Source organism: Sciscionella sediminilitoris (assembly GCF_000737195.2).
GTDB lineage: Bacteria > Actinomycetota > Actinomycetes > Mycobacteriales > Pseudonocardiaceae > Sciscionella > Sciscionella sediminilitoris.
The window spans coordinates 89,780-109,014 of the sequence record NZ_JALM01000020.1 but is presented as its reverse complement, the minus strand read 5'-3'; the positions used below and the strand labels follow the sequence as shown (position 1 = coordinate 109,014).

Genomic DNA, 19,235 nt, shown 5'->3' with positions numbered 1-19,235 from the left:
ATGTACTGTCGGCTGTGCGGAAGCGCCCGGCTCCACGGGATCGTCGATCTCGGCGCGACCCCGCCGTGCGAACGGTTCCTCTCCGCGGAAATGCTCGAGGAACCCGAGCCGAGCTACCCGCTGCGGCTGCGGCTGTGCGCGGACTGCCTGCTCGCCCAGATCCCGGCGCTGATCACCCCGGAGGAGACGTTCACCGAATACGCCTATTTCTCCTCCTACTCGGATTCCTGGGTGGCGCACGCGAAACTGCTCGTGGAGGAGGGGCTGGCCAGATCGGGCGCGGGGTTCGTGGTCGAGGTGGCCAGCAACGACGGTTACCTGCTGCGGCACGTGGCCGAGCGCGGGGTGCGCTGCCTGGGCATCGAGCCCTCGGTCAACGTGGGCAAGGCCGCGCGGGACCGGGGAATCCCCACCCTGACCGCGTTCCTCGGGCCGGAGACCGCGCGCGCGGTCCGCAGGGAGCACGGCCCGGCCGCGCTGGTGATCGCGAACAACGTGTACGCCCATGTGCCGGATCTGCTCGGATTCACGGCCGGGCTGCGCGAACTGCTCGCCGCGGACGGCTGGCTGTGCCTCGAAGTGGCCTACCTCGCCCGGCTGATCGAGGGCAACCAGTTCGACACGATCTATCACGAGCATTTCCAGTACTACACGCTCGCCTCGGCGATCGCCGCGCTGCGCACCGGCGGGCTGGACGTCGTGGATGTGGAAACCCTGGACACGCACGGCGGATCGCTGCGCATCTGGGCGCGCCCTGCCGAGTTGCAGGCACCGCGGGCGCATGCGGTCGGGGCGCTGCTGGCGGCCGAACGCGCGGCCGGTCTGCATTCCCCGCACGGCTACCGGTCCTTCGCCGAACAGGTCACCCGGACCCGCGCCGAGATTCTGCGGTTCCTGCTCGACGCGCGCGCCGCGGACCGGCTCGTGGTCGGCTACGGTGCGCCGGGCAAGGGCAACACCTTGCTCAACTACTGCGGGGTGCGCCCGGATCTGTTGCCGTACACGGTGGACCGGAATCCGTACAAGCACGGCCGGTTCACCCCAGGCACGCGCATCCCGATCCATCCGCCGGAACGGATCGCCGAGGACCGGCCGGACTACGTGTTCGTGCTGCCGTGGAACCTGCGCGCCGAACTGACCGAACAGCTGGCCTATATCGGCGAATGGGGCGGAAAGCTGATCTTCCCGATTCCGGAACTGCAGGAGGTACGGCCGTGAAAGTGGTGCTGTTCTGCGGCGGATACGGCATGCGGATGCGCAGCGGGGCCGGCGATGATCTGCCGAAACCGATGCAGCCGGTCGGCCCGCGCCCGCTGCTCTGGCACGTGATGCGCTATTACGCCTACCACGGGCACACCGAGTTCATCCTGTGCCTCGGCCACGGCGCCGAGCACATCAAGGATTTCTTCCTCGGCTACGCGGAGACCGCCTCGAACGATTTCGTGCTGCAGCACGGGGAGGTCCGGTTGTTCGGCAGCGATATCGAGGACTGGTCGATCACCTTCGTGCACACCGGGCTGGACGCGCCGATCGGGGAGCGGCTGCGCCGGGTCCGCTCGCATCTGGACGGGGCGGAGATCTTCCTGGCGAACTATGCCGATGTGCTCACCGATGCGCCGCTGAATGCGATGATCGACCGGTTCGCGGGCGCGGACGCGGGAGCCTCGCTGCTCACCGTGCCACCGCAGTCCTCGTTCCACTGTGTGGAGATCGGCGAATCCGGGATGGTGAGCAAGATCCGCCCGGTCGCCGAACTGCCGCTGTGGGAGAACGGCGGATATTTCGTGCTGCGCCAGGAGATCTTCGAGCACATCCCGGAAAACGGTGACCTGGTCACCGACGGCTGCGGGCGGCTGGCCGAACGCGGGCGGTTGCTTGCCCAGCCGTACCACGGTTTCTGGCAGCCCGCGGACACGGTCAAGGAGCGGCACCTGCTCGAGGAGGCCTATCTGCGCGGGCAGGCGCCCTGGATGCTCTGGGAGCGTGCCGCGTGAGAAACGGTTTACGGCCCGCGAAACCGATCCGCTCGGTGGCTCTGCTCGGCGCGCACTGCGATGACATCGCGATCGGTGCAGGCGGGTTGTTGCTCAGCATGGCCGGTGCGCTGACCGAGGTGCACGCCCTGGTGCTGACCGGGGGCGGAACCGCGCGCGAGGCCGAGGAACACGCCGCGCTGGACGCGTTCTGCGCGCGTCCGGTGAAACCGGCCGTCCTGGATCTGCCGGACGGCCGATTGCCCGCGCACTGGGCGGCGGTGAAGGAAGCCGTCGAGGAACTGCGCGCGCACTGCGAACCGGATCTGGTGCTTGCCCCGCATCCCGCGGACGCCCACCAGGACCACCGGCTGCTCGCGGAACTGGTGCCCACCGTGTTCCGCGAGCATCTCGTACTCGGCTACGAGATCCCGAAATGGGACGCCGACACGGGTTCCCCACCGGTACTCGTGCCACTTTCCGGGGAACTCGTCCAGCGCAAGACCGCCCTGCTCGGCGAACACTATCCCTCGCAGCGCGCCCGTTCCTGGTTCGATCCGCGCACCTTCGAAGGGCTCGCCCGGATCCGTGGCGTGCAGTGCCATGCCGAGTACGCCGAAGCCTTTCACACCACCAAACTGACCATGACCTTCGAAGGAGCCGATTCGTGCACATCATGGTGACCGGCCACCTGGGCTATCTCGGCACGGTGCTCGTCCCGGTGCTCCAGCGGGCCGGACACACGGTGCTCGGGCTCGATTCCGGGCTGTTCGCCGACTGTGTGCTCGGCCCGCAACCCGAGGCTGTTCCGGCGATCGCCACGGATCTGCGCGAGGTGTGCCCTGCCGATCTGGCGGGCGTGGACGCCATCGTGCACCTCGCCGCGCTGTCCAATGATCCGCTCGGTTCGCTGGCCCCGGATCTGACCTACGCCATCAACCACGTGGCCTCGGTCCGGCTGGCTCGGCTCGCACGGGAGGCCGGGGTGCGCCGGTTCTGCTACGCGTCCACCTGCTCGGTCTACGGCGCGGCGGGGGAGGAACTCGTCGATGAGCGGGCGCCGATGCGGCCGGTGACCCCGTACGCGGAGTCCAAGGTGCGGGTGGAGGACGAACTGGCCGAGCTCGCCGATGCCGAATTCACCCCGGTTCTTCTGCGCAATGCCACCGCTTTCGGGTTCTCGCCCCGGCTGCGGGCGGACATCGTGCTGAACAACCTCGTCGGGCACGCCGTACTCTCCGGGGTGGTCAAGGTGCTCTCCGATGGCACACCGTGGCGACCGCTGGTGCACGCCGCCGATATCGCGGAGGCCTTCCGCGCCGCGCTCGAGGCCCCGCGCGAAGCGGTGCACGCCCGCGCGTTCAACGTGGGTACCGAGGAGAACAACCTCACCGTCGCGCAGATCGCCGAGCACGTCGCCGAGATCACCGGGGCACGCCTGGAGATCACCGGCGAGTCCGGCGGTGATCCGCGCTCCTACCGGGTGGATTTCTCCACGATCCGTGCCGCACTGCCGGATTTCCGGGCGCGCTGGTCGATCCCGGACGGCGCGCGGGAGTTGTACACCGCCTACACCGGGAACGGCCTGACCGAGTGGGATTTCCGGAACCGGTTCACCAGGCTCGCCCGGCTCTCCGAGTTGCGCGAGACCGGGGCCATCGCGCCCGACCTGCGTCCACAATGGACGGTCGCGCCGTGACCGCGTCACCCGGCGAGCTGCGCGAAGGTTCCCGCGGCGGCATCGCGCGCGGACAGGATCGGATCGCCGAGCGGCCACCGGATGCCGAGATCCGGATCGTCATAACGCACCGCGATGTCCTCGCCCGGTTCGTGCGGCCGGTCGATGCGGTAGCACACGTCGGATTCGCGCAGTGCCTGGAATCCGTGCAGCATTCCCGCCGGGATGTAGAGGTGCGCGAACGATTCGTCGTCCAGCAGCAGGCTGATGTGCTCGCCGAAGCTCGGCGAACCCGGCCGCGCGTCGACGACGACATCGTGCACCGCGCCGCGCGCACACCGCACCAGCTTCGCTTCACCGCGGCCACCGCGGCCGTGCAGCCCGCGCAGCACGCCCGCCGCCGAGCGGGATTGGGAATCCTGCGCGAGCCGGCCCATGTCGATGCCGTGCTCGGCGGCGATCGCCGTGTCGAAGGTGCGGGTGAACAGGCCGCGCTCGTCCCGGTGCGGGGACGGGTAGAACACCAGGACCCCGTGCAGTGCCGTCGTGTTGACCTCCACCCGGCCATTATGCCGCGGAATCCGCGATGAGGTGCCGTTGGTGCGCCGCCGATTCGGGCCGGATCGTGCTCGATCTCGGTTCCCAGCCCGCCTGCGATGATTTCCCGGTCGGCGGACTGCCGGGTGAGGACGCGCGCCATCCGCTGCGGCTGTGGCAGTGCGCGCGGTGCGCGCTCACCCAGCTCGCCGAGGATCCCGGTCATCCCGAGCAGCCACTCGGGATGCAACCGGCCGCGCTCGCCGCACAGGGCAGGGCCGCGGTCACGGCACTGTGCGAGGAGGGACTGGCGAAACCGGGCGATCGGGTGCGGGAATTCGGCAGCCCGCACGGCGGAAGCTGGCTCGAACCGCTCACCGAGCGCGGACTGCGGCCGAGCGGGGGACGCGCGGATCTCGTGGTGGACAACTTCGGCCTGATGCACGAAGCGGATCAGCGGGCCGCGCTGCGCGAGCGGGCGGCGGCACTCGCCGAGGGCGGCACGCTGGTCGTGCAGTTCCACAGCCTCGCCACGATCGTCGGCTCCGGACAGTGGACATCGGTGCGGCACGGGCATTTCGCCTACTACTCGGCGCGGGTGCTCATCGCGATGCTCGCCGAGCACGGGCTCGATCCGGTGCATGCCGAGACCTTCCCGCTCTACGGCGGCACGGTGCTGCTCGCCGCCCGCGCGGGCGGCGAACCGGACGCCACGGTCGCCGCGCTGCTCGACCGCGAGGGCGCGCCCGATCCCGCTCTGCTGAGCGGAAAAGTGCGCACCTCGCTCGAGGAGCTGCGCACGGCCGTCGCCGGAAGCGGCCGGGTGCTCGGCTACGGGGCCGCTTCTCGCGCGGTCGCCCTGCTCGCCATGTCCGGGATCACCGAACGCGAGCTGCCCGCCATCGCGGACGCTTCCCCGGCCAAACACGGCAGGCGCATGCCCGGATCGGGAATCCCCATCGTGGCACCGCAACGGCTCGCGGACCGGCGGCCCGACACGGTGCTGCTTTTCCTGCCCGAACTGCTCGACGAGGTCCGCGCCGCATACGGCGACCGATGGCATTGGCGGGTAGTCCGGTGAAGGTACTCATGGTCGGACCCGATCCACGGGGACAGGGCGGCATGTCCACGGTCGCCGAGCTGATCCTGCGCTACCGCCCGGCCGGACTCGACTACGTCACCACCTTCCGTGACGGCGGCCCGCTGCGGCGGATCCGCGCCTGGCTGGCGGGCTGGCTGCTCGCCACGGTGCGCCTGGTCTGCTTCCGGCCCGATGTGCTGCACGCCCACGTCTCGGAACGGTCCTCGGTGTTGCGCAAGGGATTCCTGGTGCTGCTGGCCAGGGCACTCGGGGTGCGCACCGTGTTGCACTGTCACGGTGCCGAGTTCCTTTCCTGGTACGCGCGCCTGCCCCGGCTCGCCAAGCGGATCGTGGCAATCCCGTTCCGCGCCGCCGATGCCGTCCTGGTGCTCGGATCCGCCTGGCACGAGCGGTATGCCGCGTTGCTCGGCCCGATCCGGCTGCGCGAGCTGCCGAATCCGGTCGAGCTGCCGAATCCGGTCGAGCTGCCGCAACGGTGCGTCCGCGGGAAACGGGACCGGATCGGCGTGCTGTTCCTCGGCCGGTTCTCCGATCGCAAGGGAAGCGCGGACGTGCTCGAGGCGATCGCCGGGCTGGATGAAGCGACCAGATCGGCGATCACCCTGCGCATGGCCGGTGACGGGGACCTCGACGGCATGCGCGCCCTGGCCGAACGGCTCGAGGTGCGCGCCGAGATCACCGGATGGGCCGGGGCGGAGGAAAAGGCGGGCATGGTGCGCGAAGCCTCGGTGTTCGTGCTGCCGAGCAAGGACGAGGGAATGCCGATGGCCCTGCTGGAGGCGATGGCGGCCGGACTCGTCCCGGTCGTCAGCCCGGTCGGTGCGATTCCGGAACTCGTATGCGACGGGGAGAACGGTCTCCTCGTCGAGCCGGGGAATCCGGAGCAGCTGCGCGAGGCGCTGGCCCGGCTGTGCCGGGATCCGTCGCTGCGGAACCGGCTCGCCGAAACCGCCCGCGCACAGGCGAGCCGCTTCGATGTGCGGGACTACGTCCAGCGGCTGGACCAGGTCTGGGCCGAGGTTTCGGCGGGTGCGCGATGACCGGGTTGGCGGTACTGGTGGTCAGCTACCGGCGGGCCGATCTGCTGCGCCGCTGCCTGGACAGCGTGCGCGCCCACCTGCCCGGGGAACCGATCCTGGTGTGGGACAACCATTCCACCGAGAGCGGGCGGATCGCCGAACTCGCCGCGGACTATCCGGAGGTGTCCTGGCAGTTCTGTCCGCGCAACATCGGCTACGCCGCCGCGGTCAACGCACTCGCCGCGCGGGTGCCGGATGCGGATCTGCTGCTGCTCAACCCGGACGCCGAACTGACCGGCCCGCTGTCCCGCACCCGGGCCGCGTTGCGCGAACCGCGGGTGGCCGCGGCCTCACCGATGCTGGACGGGGAACACGGCTGGGATCTCGCCCGGGCCAGGCAGACCGTGCCCCGCGCGCTGGTGGGACACGCCGGATACGCCGCACGGCTGCGCGGAACACGGTTCTCCGATCACTGCCGCGGCGCGCCCGCCGAGGCCGAGGGTTACCTCTCCGGATGCTGCCTGCTGATCAACGCCCGCGCCTGGCGCGAACTCGGCGGCTTCGACGAGCGCTGCTACCTCTACGGGGAGGAATCCCTCTGGCAGCGGCAGGCACGACGGGCCGGGTGGCGGCTGCGGCTGGCCGAGGAGGTCGCGGTGCGTCACCTCGGCGCAGCCACGAGCGGCACCGATCCGGCCGGTGCCGCCCGCTCGGCCGAACTGTTGCGCGCGGGAACCGCCATCATGCTCGGGATCCGCGGCAACACCGGGCCGGGGACCGTGTTCCTCGCGGGCAGCCGGATGCTGGACGCGGTGCAGCGGTCCAAACGCCGTGCCCGCCCCGTTTCCACCGGTCTGCCGCACGTCCTGCTGACCACCAATCAGCTCTGCCGCGGCGGGGCCGAACGGCAGCGGGTGCTGCTCGCCAATGAACTCGCGGCGCGCGGCTATCCGGTGACCGTGGTGTGCCTGCAGGCGTTCGGTCCGCTCACCGCGGAGCTGAGCCAGCAGGTGCGGCTGCTGCTGTGTCCGTGGTGGCAGCCCATCGTGGCGACCGGGCGCGGCCACGCCGTGCTGATCACCGGCATCACCAATACCGAGGCGGGATTCGCGCTCGGCTGGCGGGCGGCGCGCGCGGCACGGGGAAGGGCCCACCGCTGGCTCGTGGCCAGCCACGAGATCGCCTCTTCCGGACCCACCTACGGCGGGGCCCTGGCCTCGGTGATCGGCCGCAGCGACGGGCTGATCGCGCTCTCCCCGGCGCATCTGCACCAGCTGCGGCGCGGGAACTCCTTGCCGCGCACCACGTTCATCGCGCCCAACGGGGTCCGGCCGGAGCAGCCGCGCCCGTACCGGCCGGGCAGCCCGCTGCGGCTCGGCATGCTCGGCAGGATCGTGGAACTGAAAAACCCGCACCTGCTCACCGCCGCGCTCGCCCGGCTCCCCGAGGCGGACTGGCGGCTGGACATCTTCGGCGAGGGCCCGGATCGAGCACGGCTCGCCGCCCGCACCCCGGCGGACATCGCCGAGCGCGTGCACTGGCGCGGCGCCGTGGACGATCCGGGCACCGCACTCGAGGAGATCGACGTGCTGTGCCTGCCCAGCCGCGCCGAAGCGTTCCCCATGGTGCTGCTCGAGGCGATGACCCGGGGAATCCCGGTGCTGGCCACGAATCGCGGATCGGTACCCGACATCCTCGACGGCGGCGAAGCGGGCCTGCTGGTCGAACCCGATGTCGAATCCTGGACCGCGGCCCTGCGCAAAGTGCTCGAGGACCCGTCCGTGCTCGCGCCGTACGCCGAGCGGGGGCACCGCAAGGTCACCGAGCGGTACACCGTGCGCGCCATGACCGATGCCTATGCGCACATCCTCGGATCGGCGGTGCGGCGATGAGAATCCTCTGGCTCTCCCCGTGGATGCGGCCGCTGGCCAGGGCACAGATCGAGGCCCTGCACGCCTGCGGGCACGAATGCCTGCTCATCACATCCGATCAGCACTACGAACCCGCCGAAGCACGCGGCTACGAACGCGTCCTCGAACCACATCCCAAGGATCCGCGCACCACCGGACCGCTGCTGCGCGCGCTGGCCGAGGCGCGCCGGTTCCGCCCGCACATCGTGCTCGTGGAACTGGTCTGGGATCCGCGCTGGATCGCGTTCACCCGGCTCGCCCCTGCGCTGCACCTGATCCACGACGACCGGCCGCACGACGAACACGAGCACCGGCCCCGATGGCAGCAGTGGCTCACCCGGTACTTCTCGCACCGGGCAAGTGGAATCATCGCGTTCAGCGAAACGGTCGCGGCCCGCATCGGCGCCGAGACCGTGCCACTGACCAGTGACGTCGCCGAACACGAGCTACCGGAACCGGTCACCGGACGACGCGACTTCGTGCTCTACGGGCGGCTCTCCCCGTACAAGAACATCCCCTTCGTGCTGCGCGCCTGGGAACAGCACCTCGGCAGCGGGCACCGAGGCGACCGGCTGCTGATCATCGGCGACGGCGAACCCGATTTCGGGGCGCTGCCCGCCTGCTGCGAATGGCGGCGCGGCCGCTACTCCTACGCCGAGGTACTTCCCGTTCTCGGGGCCGCGAAGGGATCCGTTGCGCACTACCGCACCGCCACTCAGAGCGGCGTGCAACTGCTCTCCCTGCAACTCGGCGTCACCCCGATCGTCTCCGATTCCGGTGCCCTGCCCGAATTCCTCGCGCCCGGCGAGCACCCGATCGGAGTCCAGGACCAGCACGGGCTCACCGAGGCCTTCGACCAGCTCGCCGATCCCGGGGAAGCGCAGCGGCGCGGCAAGGCGAACCGGGAGCACTACCTCGGCCACTACACCGCGCAGCACGCCGCGGACCGGCTGCTGGCGATCGCGGAGCGGCACGCCCGGATCGGGTGACCGGCGCCGTCCTGCCGGGTCCGCGCGGGCTCACGGCGGGCAAGGCGGCTATCGTCGCGTAGAGCGCGTCTGGTCGAGCGAAGGAGCATTCCGTGTCCCCACCGAGCAACTACGACCAACTGCGTGCCGAACTGCAGGAACGGATGCCCGCAATGGCGGCCGGGCAGCAGCGGATCGCGCGGCTGGTGCTCAGTGATCCGGACGGCACCGCCTTGCGCAGCATCGGCGAGACGGCGGAACGCGCCGAGGTGCACCAGTCCTCGCTGGTGCGGTTCGCCAAACTGCTCGGCCTGCCCGGTTATCCGGCGCTGGTGGAACTGTGCCGGGAACAGCTGACCACTCAGGCGCGGCTGGTGACCCGCTTCGGGCAGGCGCAGCAGCACCACGACAGCGGTGATCTGCTTGCCGAGACGGTGGAGCACGAACAGCGCAATCTGCAGCGCAGTTTCTCCCGGATCGAGGCCCGGCAGTGGGAAACCGTGGTGGGCTGGCTGGCCGATGCCGAACGGGTGCACGTGCTCGGGTTCCGCAAATGCCTCCCGGTGGCCCAGCTGGCGGCCTATCTGCTGCGGCTGGTCCGGCCCGGTGTGCACCAGATCGCCCCGGTCACCGGTGGCCTGGTGGACGAGCTGCGGGACCTGGCCGAGGGCGAGGTGTTCCTCGCGGTCTCCATCCATCCCTACACCGAGGACACGGTGCGCGCCTTCGCCGAGGCGCAGCGGCGCGGGCTGCGCACGGTGGCGTTCACCGACACCGCCGCGTCCCCGCTGGCCCGGATCGCCGAGGAGACCTTCCTGCTCGACTGCGCCGGGGTGACCATCCTGCGTTCGGTGGCCTCGATGGTCTCCCTGGCGCAGGCCCTGGCCACCGCGGTCGCGCTGCGCCGGGGCACCAGCAGCCGCGAGGACCTGGTCAGCGACGAGCGGTTGCTCACCGAGTTCGGTATCTACCACGGCTAGATCTAGCACGGCCGGCACCGGGAACGAAGGTCTCGAACGGCACCGTGACCGCTTGCCGGCCGCGCGGGCGCACGGTGATCTCCCCGGTGCGCAGCTCGGCGACGAAGGTACACAGGGTCAGCAGCGGATCGCCGTCCAGCGCGGAGCGGTACACCCCGTCCGGAACCGGGCGGACGCCGAGAATCTCCAGCGCCCACGCGGATTCGGTGCCCTGTGCCGGAATGCGCAGCGCCTCGAGCACCCGCGCGCGCGCGAGGCTGTTGTCCCGCCCGCCGAGCAGTTCGGCACCGGTGGCCCCGGACACGGCCGGGGGCTCGTCCAGATAACGCAGATGGTTGGTGTGCCAGGCAAGCCCGTCCGCCTCGACCGCGGTGTGCGCACCGGCCGCGGTTTCCACGCTGACCGTTCGCCCGGTGCCGAGTTCGCCGATGTTGTAGGTGAAGCCACCCGCCGAGGGATGTGCGGCCAGATAGCCGACCGCCTCGTCGATGCCGCCCGTCCGCTGGAGGCCGCGCGCCACGAAATGCCGCCCCGGCGCATCCGCGGGCGTGGCCACCTGAATGTGGTTGATGCCCCAGACCAGGCCGTTCCCGTTCGCCACGAAGGTGTTGCTGGGCACGAATCCCGGATACCAGAGCACGGTGACCGGAACCTCCCCGTCGAGGGCGAGGCTCAGTAGCACGAGGCGGTCCTCGAGCGCCGGACCGCCGTCCTCGTTGTGCGCCAGCAGCGCGTGCGGGCCGGTCAGCGCGAGATCCGAGCAGCCCAATCCGTCGTGGCCGCCGAGGTCCCTGCGCAGATTCGCCAGCAACAGCAGGTGCGGATCCACCCCGGCCCCTTCGGCGAGCGCGTACGCCTCGTCCAGCTCGGTGCCGTGCCACCGCCGCGTCGCGGTCAGCACGCGGTCCACGGCCGCGGCCCCCGCCTCGCTCCCCGCGAACCGCCGCAGCTGCTCGCCTTCGCCGAGCCCCGCGAGGACGGCGTGGATCTCTTCGGCCGCGGCGGCGCCGATCGCGCGGAACGCGGCCCGGCGTTCACCATCGACGCGCAGCCGGCGCAGGCCCGCAAGGGTTTCCTCGGTGACGGTCACCCGCCCACCTTGACAAAACTGCAGTTGCGTCGTCAATATTCCATGCAACTTTACTTGCACAACGGAGGTGCGGATGTCCGGCGACTCGAACCGCGCGCCGTCCGGGCTGCGCGGCGGCCTGGGGAACCGCCAGATGACGATGATCGCGATCGGCGGGGTGATCGGTGCCGGACTGTTCGTCGGTTCGGGCAAGGCGATCGGGCTCGCCGGTCCGGGTGCGCTGCTGGCCTATCTCGGTGTCGGCATTCTCGTCGTGCTGGTCATGCGGATGCTCGCGGAGATGGCCGTCGCGCAACCGGAAACCGGTTCGTTCTCCAGTTACGCCAGCCGGGAACTGGGCAGCTGGGCGGGACTGTCCGTGGGCTGGCTCTACGCCTACCAGTGGTGTGTCACGGTTGCCTTCGAGGCGATCGCGGGCGCGGCGATCGTGCACCACGCGATTCCGGCGATCCCGTCCTGGCTGGCCGCGCTCGCGATGATGCTGCTGCTGATCGCGGTGAACCTGGTCCGGGTGTCCTCCTTCGGCGAGTTCGAGTTCTGGTTCGCCCTGATCAAGGTGCTCGCGATCGTGGCGTTCATCCTGCTCGGGCTCGCCGCGCTGTTCGGCCTGCTGCCCGGGATCCGCTCCCCGGGACTGTCCAATCTGGTCGCGGACGGCGGATTCCTGCCCAATGGCGGGATATCGGTGGTGCTGGCCGCCCTGGTCGTGGTGTTCTCCTTCTTCGGCACCGAGGTGGTCACGATCGCCGCGGGGGAGGCCGTGGATCCGGTGCACGCGGTGCGGCGCGGGATGAGCAGCGTGGTCTGGCGGATCCTGTTGTTCTACCTCGGTTCTATCTTCATCGTGGTCACCCTGCTGCCGTGGAACTCCACCGGTGTCGCCCAGAGCCCGTACACCGCGGTATTGCGGCACATCGGTATCCCGCAGGCGGCCGGGGTGATGGATCTGATCGTGCTGACCGCCGTGCTCTCCTGCCTGAACTCGGGGATCTACTCCTCCTCGCGGATGCTCTATGCCCTGGCGCGCAAGGGGGAGGCGCCGTCCGCGTTCACCCGCACCCGCCGCGGTGTCCCGTTCCTCGCGGTGCTGGCCGCCTCCAGTGCCGGGCTGCTCGCCGTGGTGGCGAACTACTTCCTGCCCACCGACGCGGTCTTCGAGTTCCTGCTCGACTCCTCCGGTTCGGTGGCCGTCGTCGTCTACCTGTGCATCACCGCGACCCAGTTCCGCGGCAGGCGCCGCCTGGAACGCGAACGCCCCGGCGGGCTGAGCGTGCGCATGTGGGCCTTTCCGTACCTGACCATCCTGGCCGCTCTCGCGCTGCTCGCGGTGATCATCGGGATGGTTTTCGACCAGGACAGCAGGCGTTCGCTGCTGCTCACCCTGCTCGTCACCGGCTTCGCCGTGCTCGCCGGAGTACTGCACCAGCGCCGGCGTCGTGTCCGCGAACCAGCGAGCTCGCAACCCGCCAAGGAGCACACGTGATCGAACATTCCGCCACCCTCGCCATCAATGAGCGCATCGCGCGGCGCAGAGCGGCCGGGCAACCGGTGCTGCATCTGGGGTTCGGCGAGGCCGGACTGCCCGTGCTCGGCGAGCTCGCCGAGGTGCTGCGCGGCGCGGCCGGGCGTAACGGTTACGGACCGGTCGCCGGTGCACCCGGGGCCCGCGCGGCCACGGCCGGTTTCTTCGGCCGCCGCGATCTGCCGACCGAAGCGGAACAGATCCTGCTGGCCCCCGGCAGCAAGGCGCTGCTCTGGGCCGCGCTCGCCGCACTGCCCGGGGATCTCGTGCTGCCCGCACCGTCCTGGGTCAGCTACGCGGCACAGGCGGACATCACCGGGAAGCAGGTGATCCGCGCGCCGATTCCGGAGTCCTGCGGCGGAATTCCCGACCCCGAGCGGCTGGACGAGACCATCCGCGCCGCGCGCTCGCGCGGTGCGGATCCGCGCATCCTGCTGCTCACCATCCCGGACAATCCGACCGGGACCGCGGCGGGCGCGGAACTGGTCAAGCAGGTCTGCGCCATCGCCGAGGAACACGAACTCGTGCTGCTCTCCGACGAGATCTACCGTGAACTGCGCTTCGACCCCGCCGAGCACCTCAGCCCCGCCGAACTGCTGCCCGAGCGGACGATCGTCACCGGCGGGCTGAGCAAACACCTCGCCCTCGGCGGCTGGCGGATCGGCTTCGCCCGCCTGCCGGACGGAGCACTCGGGGACACGCTCGCCGCGCGATTCACCGGACTGGCCAGCGAACTGTGGTCCAGCCTTGCCGCGCCCATGCAGGCGGTAGTGGAGTACGCGATGGGCGAGCCACGGCCGGTGCGCGAATACGTAGCCGCGAGCAGGCGGCTGCACGAGTCCGTATCGGGCGCGGTGCACCGGGTCTTCCTGGACGCCGGAGCCCGGTGCCGCCCCCCGGCCGCCGCGTTCTACTGCTATCCGGATCTGGCGGAGCTGCGTGAACCCCTTGCCGCACAAGGAATCCGGAGTGGCGTCGAACTGACCGAGCTGCTGTTCGAGCGGCACGGGGTCGGGGTGCTCGCCGGTGCGCACTTCGGCGACGATCCGAGTGCGCTGCGGTTCCGGGTGGCGAGCAGCCTGCTCTACGGGGAAACCGAGGAACAGCGCCGGGAAACCCTGTACTCCGCGAATCCGGTCGAGCTGCCCAGGATCGCCGAACAGCTCGACATCCTAGGTTCGGCACTCACCGCCCTTGGCTGAGCCGGTCTTCGCGCCGAGCGCGGTGAGGATCCCGCCGATCCCGATCAGCACCAGCGGCGTGTACACGTACGGCAGGACCGAACTCAGGCCGAGCATGTAGAAGCTGTAGAAGGACGGGATGACGAGCGAGACACTGTAGGCAACCCCGTAACCGGAAGCGCGGATCCTGGTGGGAAAGGCCTCGATCAGGTAAACGGTGGCGATCCCGAACGGCGAGATCGCCACCACGAGGCTGACCGTGTACAGCACCATCGCGAGGGCGAAACTCCCGCCATGGCCCAGGATGAGCAGCATCGCGAGGAAGGACGGTACCGATACGACGACGGTCCCGCACCCGCAGAGGATCAGCATCCGCCTGCGCCCATAGCGCTGCCCGAGGTACCCGAAACCGAGATAACCGAGGAACAGCGCGATGTTCGCCAGCAGCAGGGCCGTCGTCACGGCATTGGCATCCTGACCGAGATAACTGATCAGCAGGCCGGATGCGGGGGAGATGATGGACTGGACCGCGAACCACAGCCCGGTCATCAGCAGCATCGTCTGCACCAGCCTGCGGCGGATGCCCCGATCGCGCACCAGTTCGCGCAGCGGCGCGTGCTTCTGCTCGCTCTTTTCCCGGACCGCCACGGATCGCCACTGCTCGGATTCGTGGATGGAGCGGTGGAAGAACACGAAGAACACGACCCCGAGCAGCCCGCCGATCAGGAACGGAATCCGCCAGCCCCAGGACTGGTAGGCGGATCCGGTGTCCCCGCCGGGCAGGAAGTTCAGCAACGGCAGGGTGACCGCGGAGATGGCGATGTACCCGATGGGGTAGGCGCCGCCGATGTAGGCGCCGACGATCCCGCGCCGTGCCGGTGGGCAAGATTCCAGGGCCAGTGGGTTGGCGCTGGTGTACTCGCCGCCCATGAAGGTGCCACCGACAAGGCGCAGCACGAGCAGGCAGACGATGCCGCCGTAACCCCATTGCGCATAGCCGGGCAGTGCGGCCATCAGCAGGGTGCACACGGTGAATCCGGCGACCGCGATGAGGGTTGCCTTGCGGCGCCCGATCCGGTCGCTGATCCCGCCGAAGATCACCGAGCCGATGGGGCGGCCGAGCAGGGTGGCGGCGAAGGTCAGGTAGAACAGGGTTGTCTCCACCGAGGCCGGAATGCCCGCGGGCTGGAAGTAGTGAATGGCGGGAGCGAGCGCCACAACGGGAAGATAGATGTCGAAGTAGTCCACGCCGAAGCCGAAGAACGCGGCGTGGGTGGCCCGCCGGGCCTGTGCCGACATCCTGGTAGGTCGCTGGCCGGTGGCAGGTGGAGCCGATTGTCCGAGCTGAGTCCGGTCCATGATCGGAGCTCCTATCAGTGTGTCATCGATGATGCCGATCGTGCTGCCGCGGACGCCTCCTTTCCTTGGTGTGCCGGGGAATCGGTCAGCGTTCGACGGTACGGACCTCGAACGTGACACACCCCTGCGGCGCCAGCCACGGACCGTGCGCCATCCCGGGCGGGCGACAGGCGTACTGGCCGGCGCTGAACGTGGTGCCCAGCGTGGTGTCGTGGATCGCGCCGGAGTAGATGAGCACTTCTTCCCAGAAATCGTGCCGTTGCACGCCCATCGGGCTGGAGTCGCAGCCGGGGTCGAACCGCAGCAGCCGGGTGACCGAACCGGTCCGCTCATCCTTGGCGAGCACGAATTCCGCGAGACCGGGCACCCCGTCGATCGGGGTCCAGTTCGATTCCTCCGCGAGGAACGGGTCCCAGAATTCCATCTCTGGTTTCGGCATGTGCCTTCCCTTTCTCTTGGTTCTCACAGACTCGTTTCGGGCAGTGCGCGAATTCCGTACGCGCAGTGCAGTGCGCGGCCGAGTACCGGATCCTCGAGCGTGACGCGAAATCCGTCCCCGTAACCGAACTCGCCGCCGATGATCGGGATCGTGCCGGAGAACACCGCATGTGGCGCGGTGTCGCCGACCCGCCCGCCGACCTCCGCGAGCAGTGCCCGTGGTGCGAGCATCTCGGCGAGCACACCGTCCTGATAGGACTGCCAGCCCTTGTCGGTGCGTACCTGCGCGCGCAGCAGCAGTTCGTCCCAGTGCCCTTCGAGTTCGGACAAAGGCCACAGGGTGGCACCGACCGGTTTCTCGCAGGCCTGCTTGGCTTTCACCACGCTGCTCGCCTCGAGTTCCCGGTCGGTGTGGTCCGAGGCGACGCCGACCAGCACCGCACCGTCCGTCTCGAACAGCACGAATTCGGCCTCGCCTGCGGTCCGGTCGCCGATGACCTCGATCCGGTCCGCGGTCGTCAGCCGGTTTCCGGAGACCGCGAACACCGAAGGAACCCGTTGCGGCGGCGCGATACCGTGACCGGCGAGTTCCTCGATGTGCGCGGCGACCGCGGCGGTGTCCCTTCCGGTGTATCCCGCCAGCAACAACAGTTCGGGCCGCAGCCGCACCTCGCGCCGTTCGTCCTTGGTCTCGAGCGTGTAGTGCATTTCCGTCATCCCAACCTGTTCAGCACCCGGTCGTCGAGCGCGGTGAATTCCCGGCGTGCGGCGCGAATCCGCTCCGGTTCGAGTTCGACGCGCAGCACGCCCGGCCGGTCGTCGAGCTCACCGAGCGGGGTTCCCCACGCGTCGAAGGCGAGCGAACTGCCGGCGAAGACACCGGATCCCTGGCGTCCGGCGGTATTGCAGCCGAGCAGCCCCGCCTGGTTCTCGATCGCCCTGGCGCGCGCGAGGCAGCGCCACGCATCCAGCCGGGGGAACGGCCAGGCCGCGACGACGAGGAAGCACTCCGCACCCTGCTCGGCAGCGGCCCGGTAGAGCTCGGGGAACCGCAGGTCGTAACAGGTGGAGATGCCGAAGCGGATACCGCCGAGCTCGCAGGTGACCACCTCGGACCCGCGGGTGAGCAGGGCACGTTCCCGCGAGCCGTAACCGAAGAGATGGATCTTGCGGTACCGGGCCGCGAGCGATCCGTCCCGGTCGAACAGCAGCGCGGTGTTGTACAGGCCCTCGGGAGCCCGCTCCACGATACTGCCCGCGCAGCAACGGATTCCGCACTCCGCGGCCAGCTCGCCGAGCAACCGGGCGGTGGGCCCGTCCAGCGGTTCGGCGAGTGCCGCGTAGGAGTCGAAACCGAAGAAGCCGGGCAACCACATTTCCGGTAACAGCACCAGTTCCGCCCCGCGCCGGGCCTCCGCGCGCACGGCTTCGGCTACCGCATCCCTGCGGGCGGACGGTGACTGGTCATCGGTGACCGAGAGCTGAATGGCCGCGGCGCGCATCGTCTCGTCCGCTCAGTCGCCGAGTGCGGGCCGGATGTGCTCGGCGATCATGTCGAGCTGTTCGAGATCATCGGTGAGCGGGCCGAGCACCACGTAGTCCATGCCGTGTTCGGCCAGTTCGGACAGCCTGCCCAGCTGATGATCGAGATCACCGAGCAGGTAGCACTCCTGCAGATGCTCGTAGCTGCGGTGGGTGCCGAACGCGCGCACCGCGTGCTCGTGCTGCTGTTCGAGCGCCCGCTCCCTGGTCTGCCCCGGGCTGAGCTGGATGAAGTTGCAGTGCGCGAACCGCACGGAATCCCGTGGTTTGCCAAGGGATTCCAGATGATCGCCGACCGTGCGCCAATCGCGGAGCAGCCGGTCCTGGGTGCCGGAACAGCGGGAGAGCCAGGCATCGGATTTCGCGATCCGGTTCAGCACCGACTTCGGCATCGAATCCCGGTCGTGGAAGTTCGGATCCGGTACCCGGCTGCCCCCGGACACCCAGATCTGGGGCAGTTCGGCGGGCCGCGGCTCGATCGTCACATCGTGGAACGAGTAGAACTCCCCGTCGAAGCTCGCCGACTCCTTGCTGAGCAGTTCCTGCACCGCGGCGATGATCTCGTCGGTGCGCCGCCCGCGTTCGGAGATGTGCGTACCGACCGATTCGAACTCCTTCGGGTCCCAGCCGGGGCCCACACCGAAGATGTAGCGGTCGTTGGACAACTGCGCCATGGTGGCGATCTCCTTGGCGAGCAGCACCGGATGGCGCAGCGGAAGTACCAGGATCCCGGTGCCCAGCATCGCCTGTTCGGTGAGCGCCGAGGCATAGGTCAGCACCGACAACGGTTCCAGCCACGCATTGCCGTAGAGCCCGGGTGCGGTCAGCAGATGGTCGATGTCCCAGATGTCGAAGCCGAGCTGTTCACAGCGCAGAATGTATTCCTTGAGCCGGTGCACCCGCCGGCGCTGATCCTCTCCCGTGCTCGGCTGCCATGCGTACGAGGGAACCCAGATACCGATCTTGACCGCCATGGTCGACCACCTCCGCGGTAAACTGTAGATAGAATTCTATCTGCTACACAACCCCGCCGATCGGATTCGCGGCCGAGGCGCGGATCGGGCGAGCGGGCGGTACGCTGGCTACAGGAGGCGCGACGAGGTGACCACGCAGGCAATTCCGGGGATTCCGGGCTCCAAGGCACCGGGGACCACCACGGACTTCGTGACCGAGGTGATCCGCAACCGCATCGTGCTCGGCGAACTGCGGCCCGGACAGAAGGTCCCGGTCTACGAACTGGCCGATGAGCTGGGGGTCAGCCGGGTTCCGCTGCGCGAGGCGGTTCGCGAACTGGAGGCCGAATCGCTGGTGGACAATCTGCCCCGGCGCGGCACCGTGGTGCGCGAGCTCCGGGTCACCGACCTGCGGGACACCTTCGAGATCCTGCACGCCATCGAACCCATCGCGACCCGCCGCTGCGCCGAATCCGGGGACGAGGAGATCGTGCGGGCCATGCGCTACTGGCTGACCCAGATGCGCGATCTCGCCAAGCGCAAGGTTCCCCAGACCTCGGTCGAGATGCTGCACGCGCACCGCGAATTCCACTTCGCGCTGTTCCGCGCCGCGGGGGACGGTGTGCTGCAGCGCCATCTGTGCATGCTCTGGAACACCTGCGAGCGGTACGTGATGAACAGCCTGCCCAACCGGCGGCGGCAGGCGGACGCGGCCAGTGAGCACGAGCAGCTCGTCGAGCGGATCGAGGCCAACGACCCGGACGGGGCCGTCGAGGTGCTGCACCGGCACCTGGATGCGAGCCTTTCCGGAGCGCTGCGCTACCTCGAATCGACCACCTAGATCAGCGAACCCCTTGCCAGGGCGAAGATAGAATTCTATATTCGATGTGTGATGGGAATCGGATACGGCCGAGGCGCTGCCGCGGGCGCCGGGGTGTGATCCCCGCCCATCCCCGATGAAGACTCGCCCGCCCGCGGCCGAG

At 69.4% G+C, this 19,235-nt stretch carries 19 protein-coding genes; 12 read left to right on the top strand and 7 right to left on the bottom strand.

Annotated features, from left to right (window positions below):
- From AD72_RS10465 to AD72_RS10450, 4 genes are read left to right on the top strand one after another with little or no spacing between them, the layout of a single operon-like run.
- Positions 1–1,218, top strand: coding sequence for a class I SAM-dependent methyltransferase (locus tag AD72_RS10465; protein WP_031466260.1), 1,218 nt, complete (start codon positions 1–3; stop codon positions 1,216–1,218).
- Entirely contained in the window at positions 1,215–1,994 is a 780-nt protein-coding gene (locus AD72_RS10460) for a glycosyltransferase family protein (protein ID WP_031466259.1), read from the top strand. The genes AD72_RS10465 and AD72_RS10460 overlap by 4 nt, the downstream gene beginning before the upstream one ends.
- Positions 1,991–2,656: a PIG-L deacetylase family protein gene (locus AD72_RS10455; protein ID WP_197284922.1), complete on the top strand. Its 666-nt coding sequence runs from the start codon at positions 1,991–1,993 to the stop codon at positions 2,654–2,656. Before AD72_RS10460 ends, AD72_RS10455 begins: the two co-directional genes overlap by 4 nt.
- Positions 2,641–3,672: an NAD-dependent epimerase/dehydratase family protein gene (locus AD72_RS10450; RefSeq protein WP_031466257.1), complete on the top strand. Its 1,032-nt coding sequence runs from the start codon at positions 2,641–2,643 to the stop codon at positions 3,670–3,672. Before AD72_RS10455 ends, AD72_RS10450 begins: the two co-directional genes overlap by 16 nt.
- A gap of 5 nt (positions 3,673–3,677) precedes the next feature.
- Here AD72_RS10450 and AD72_RS10445 read toward each other — a convergent pair whose 3' ends face one another.
- Positions 3,678–4,211 carry a dTDP-4-dehydrorhamnose 3,5-epimerase family protein gene (locus AD72_RS10445; protein WP_031466256.1) on the bottom strand — a complete coding sequence of 178 codons (534 nt, stop codon included), beginning with the start codon at positions 4,209–4,211 and terminating at the stop codon, positions 3,678–3,680.
- Positions 4,212–4,237: 26 nt separating this feature from the next.
- Between AD72_RS10445 and AD72_RS10440 the strand changes: the two genes are divergently transcribed.
- The 5 genes from AD72_RS10440 to AD72_RS10420 all read left to right on the top strand — a co-directional run bounded on the left by AD72_RS10440 (position 4,238) and on the right by AD72_RS10420 (position 10,167).
- Positions 4,238–5,269: a methyltransferase domain-containing protein gene (locus AD72_RS10440; protein ID WP_031466255.1), complete on the top strand. Its 1,032-nt coding sequence runs from the start codon at positions 4,238–4,240 to the stop codon at positions 5,267–5,269.
- 8 nt (positions 5,270–5,277) lie between these two features.
- On the top strand, positions 5,278–6,330 hold the full coding sequence (locus tag AD72_RS10435) for a glycosyltransferase family 4 protein (protein ID WP_197284921.1): 1,053 nt from the start codon (positions 5,278–5,280) through the stop codon (positions 6,328–6,330).
- A complete protein-coding gene (locus AD72_RS10430; protein WP_037345325.1) occupies positions 6,327–8,201 on the top strand; it encodes a glycosyltransferase in 1,875 nt (624 codons plus the stop codon). Before AD72_RS10435 ends, AD72_RS10430 begins: the two co-directional genes overlap by 4 nt.
- Positions 8,198–9,208 carry a glycosyltransferase family 4 protein gene (locus AD72_RS10425; protein ID WP_197284920.1) on the top strand — a complete coding sequence of 337 codons (1,011 nt, stop codon included), beginning with the start codon at positions 8,198–8,200 and terminating at the stop codon, positions 9,206–9,208. The genes AD72_RS10430 and AD72_RS10425 overlap by 4 nt, the downstream gene beginning before the upstream one ends.
- A gap of 92 nt (positions 9,209–9,300) precedes the next feature.
- Entirely contained in the window at positions 9,301–10,167 is an 867-nt protein-coding gene (locus AD72_RS10420; RefSeq protein WP_031466251.1) for a MurR/RpiR family transcriptional regulator, read from the top strand.
- Here the strand turns inward: AD72_RS10420 and AD72_RS10415 are convergent.
- Entirely contained in the window at positions 10,139–11,257 is a 1,119-nt protein-coding gene (locus AD72_RS10415; protein ID WP_051898441.1) for a C45 family autoproteolytic acyltransferase/hydrolase, read from the bottom strand. The two genes, AD72_RS10420 and AD72_RS10415, sit on opposite strands and share 29 nt — an antisense overlap.
- A 73-nt stretch (positions 11,258–11,330) precedes the next feature.
- Here AD72_RS10415 and AD72_RS10410 point away from each other — a divergent pair, with 73 nt between their 5' ends.
- Together AD72_RS10410 and AD72_RS10405 are read left to right on the top strand one after the other, a co-directional pair.
- On the top strand, positions 11,331–12,740 hold the full coding sequence (locus AD72_RS10410; RefSeq protein ID WP_031466249.1) for an amino acid permease: 1,410 nt from the start codon (positions 11,331–11,333) through the stop codon (positions 12,738–12,740).
- Positions 12,737–13,981 carry a pyridoxal phosphate-dependent aminotransferase gene (locus AD72_RS10405; RefSeq protein WP_031466248.1) on the top strand — a complete coding sequence of 415 codons (1,245 nt, stop codon included), beginning with the start codon at positions 12,737–12,739 and terminating at the stop codon, positions 13,979–13,981. The genes AD72_RS10410 and AD72_RS10405 overlap by 4 nt, the downstream gene beginning before the upstream one ends.
- Here the strand turns inward: AD72_RS10405 and AD72_RS10400 are convergent.
- The 5 genes from AD72_RS10400 to AD72_RS10380 all read right to left on the bottom strand — a co-directional run bounded on the left by AD72_RS10400 (position 13,952) and on the right by AD72_RS10380 (position 18,273).
- A complete protein-coding gene (locus AD72_RS10400; protein WP_051898438.1) occupies positions 13,952–15,259 on the bottom strand; it encodes an MFS transporter in 1,308 nt (435 codons plus the stop codon). The genes AD72_RS10405 and AD72_RS10400 overlap by 30 nt on opposite strands.
- Positions 15,260–15,404: 145 nt before the next feature.
- A complete protein-coding gene (locus AD72_RS10395) occupies positions 15,405–15,758 on the bottom strand; it encodes a cupin domain-containing protein (RefSeq protein ID WP_031466246.1) in 354 nt (117 codons plus the stop codon).
- A 23-nt stretch (positions 15,759–15,781) separates the two neighbouring features.
- Entirely contained in the window at positions 15,782–16,465 is a 684-nt protein-coding gene (locus AD72_RS10390; RefSeq protein WP_051898435.1) for a DUF2848 family protein, read from the bottom strand.
- 5 nt (positions 16,466–16,470) lie between these two features.
- Complete coding sequence (locus AD72_RS10385; RefSeq protein WP_031466244.1) at positions 16,471–17,259, bottom strand: carbon-nitrogen family hydrolase; 789 nt, start codon at positions 17,257–17,259, stop codon at positions 16,471–16,473.
- 12 nt (positions 17,260–17,271) lie between these two features.
- Entirely contained in the window at positions 17,272–18,273 is a 1,002-nt protein-coding gene (locus AD72_RS10380; protein WP_051898433.1) for an LLM class flavin-dependent oxidoreductase, read from the bottom strand.
- Positions 18,274–18,400: 127 nt separating this feature from the next.
- Here AD72_RS10380 and AD72_RS10375 point away from each other — a divergent pair, with 127 nt between their 5' ends.
- Entirely contained in the window at positions 18,401–19,093 is a 693-nt protein-coding gene (locus tag AD72_RS10375) for a GntR family transcriptional regulator (RefSeq protein WP_051898430.1), read from the top strand.
- The last annotated feature ends 142 nt before the right edge of the window (positions 19,094–19,235 follow it).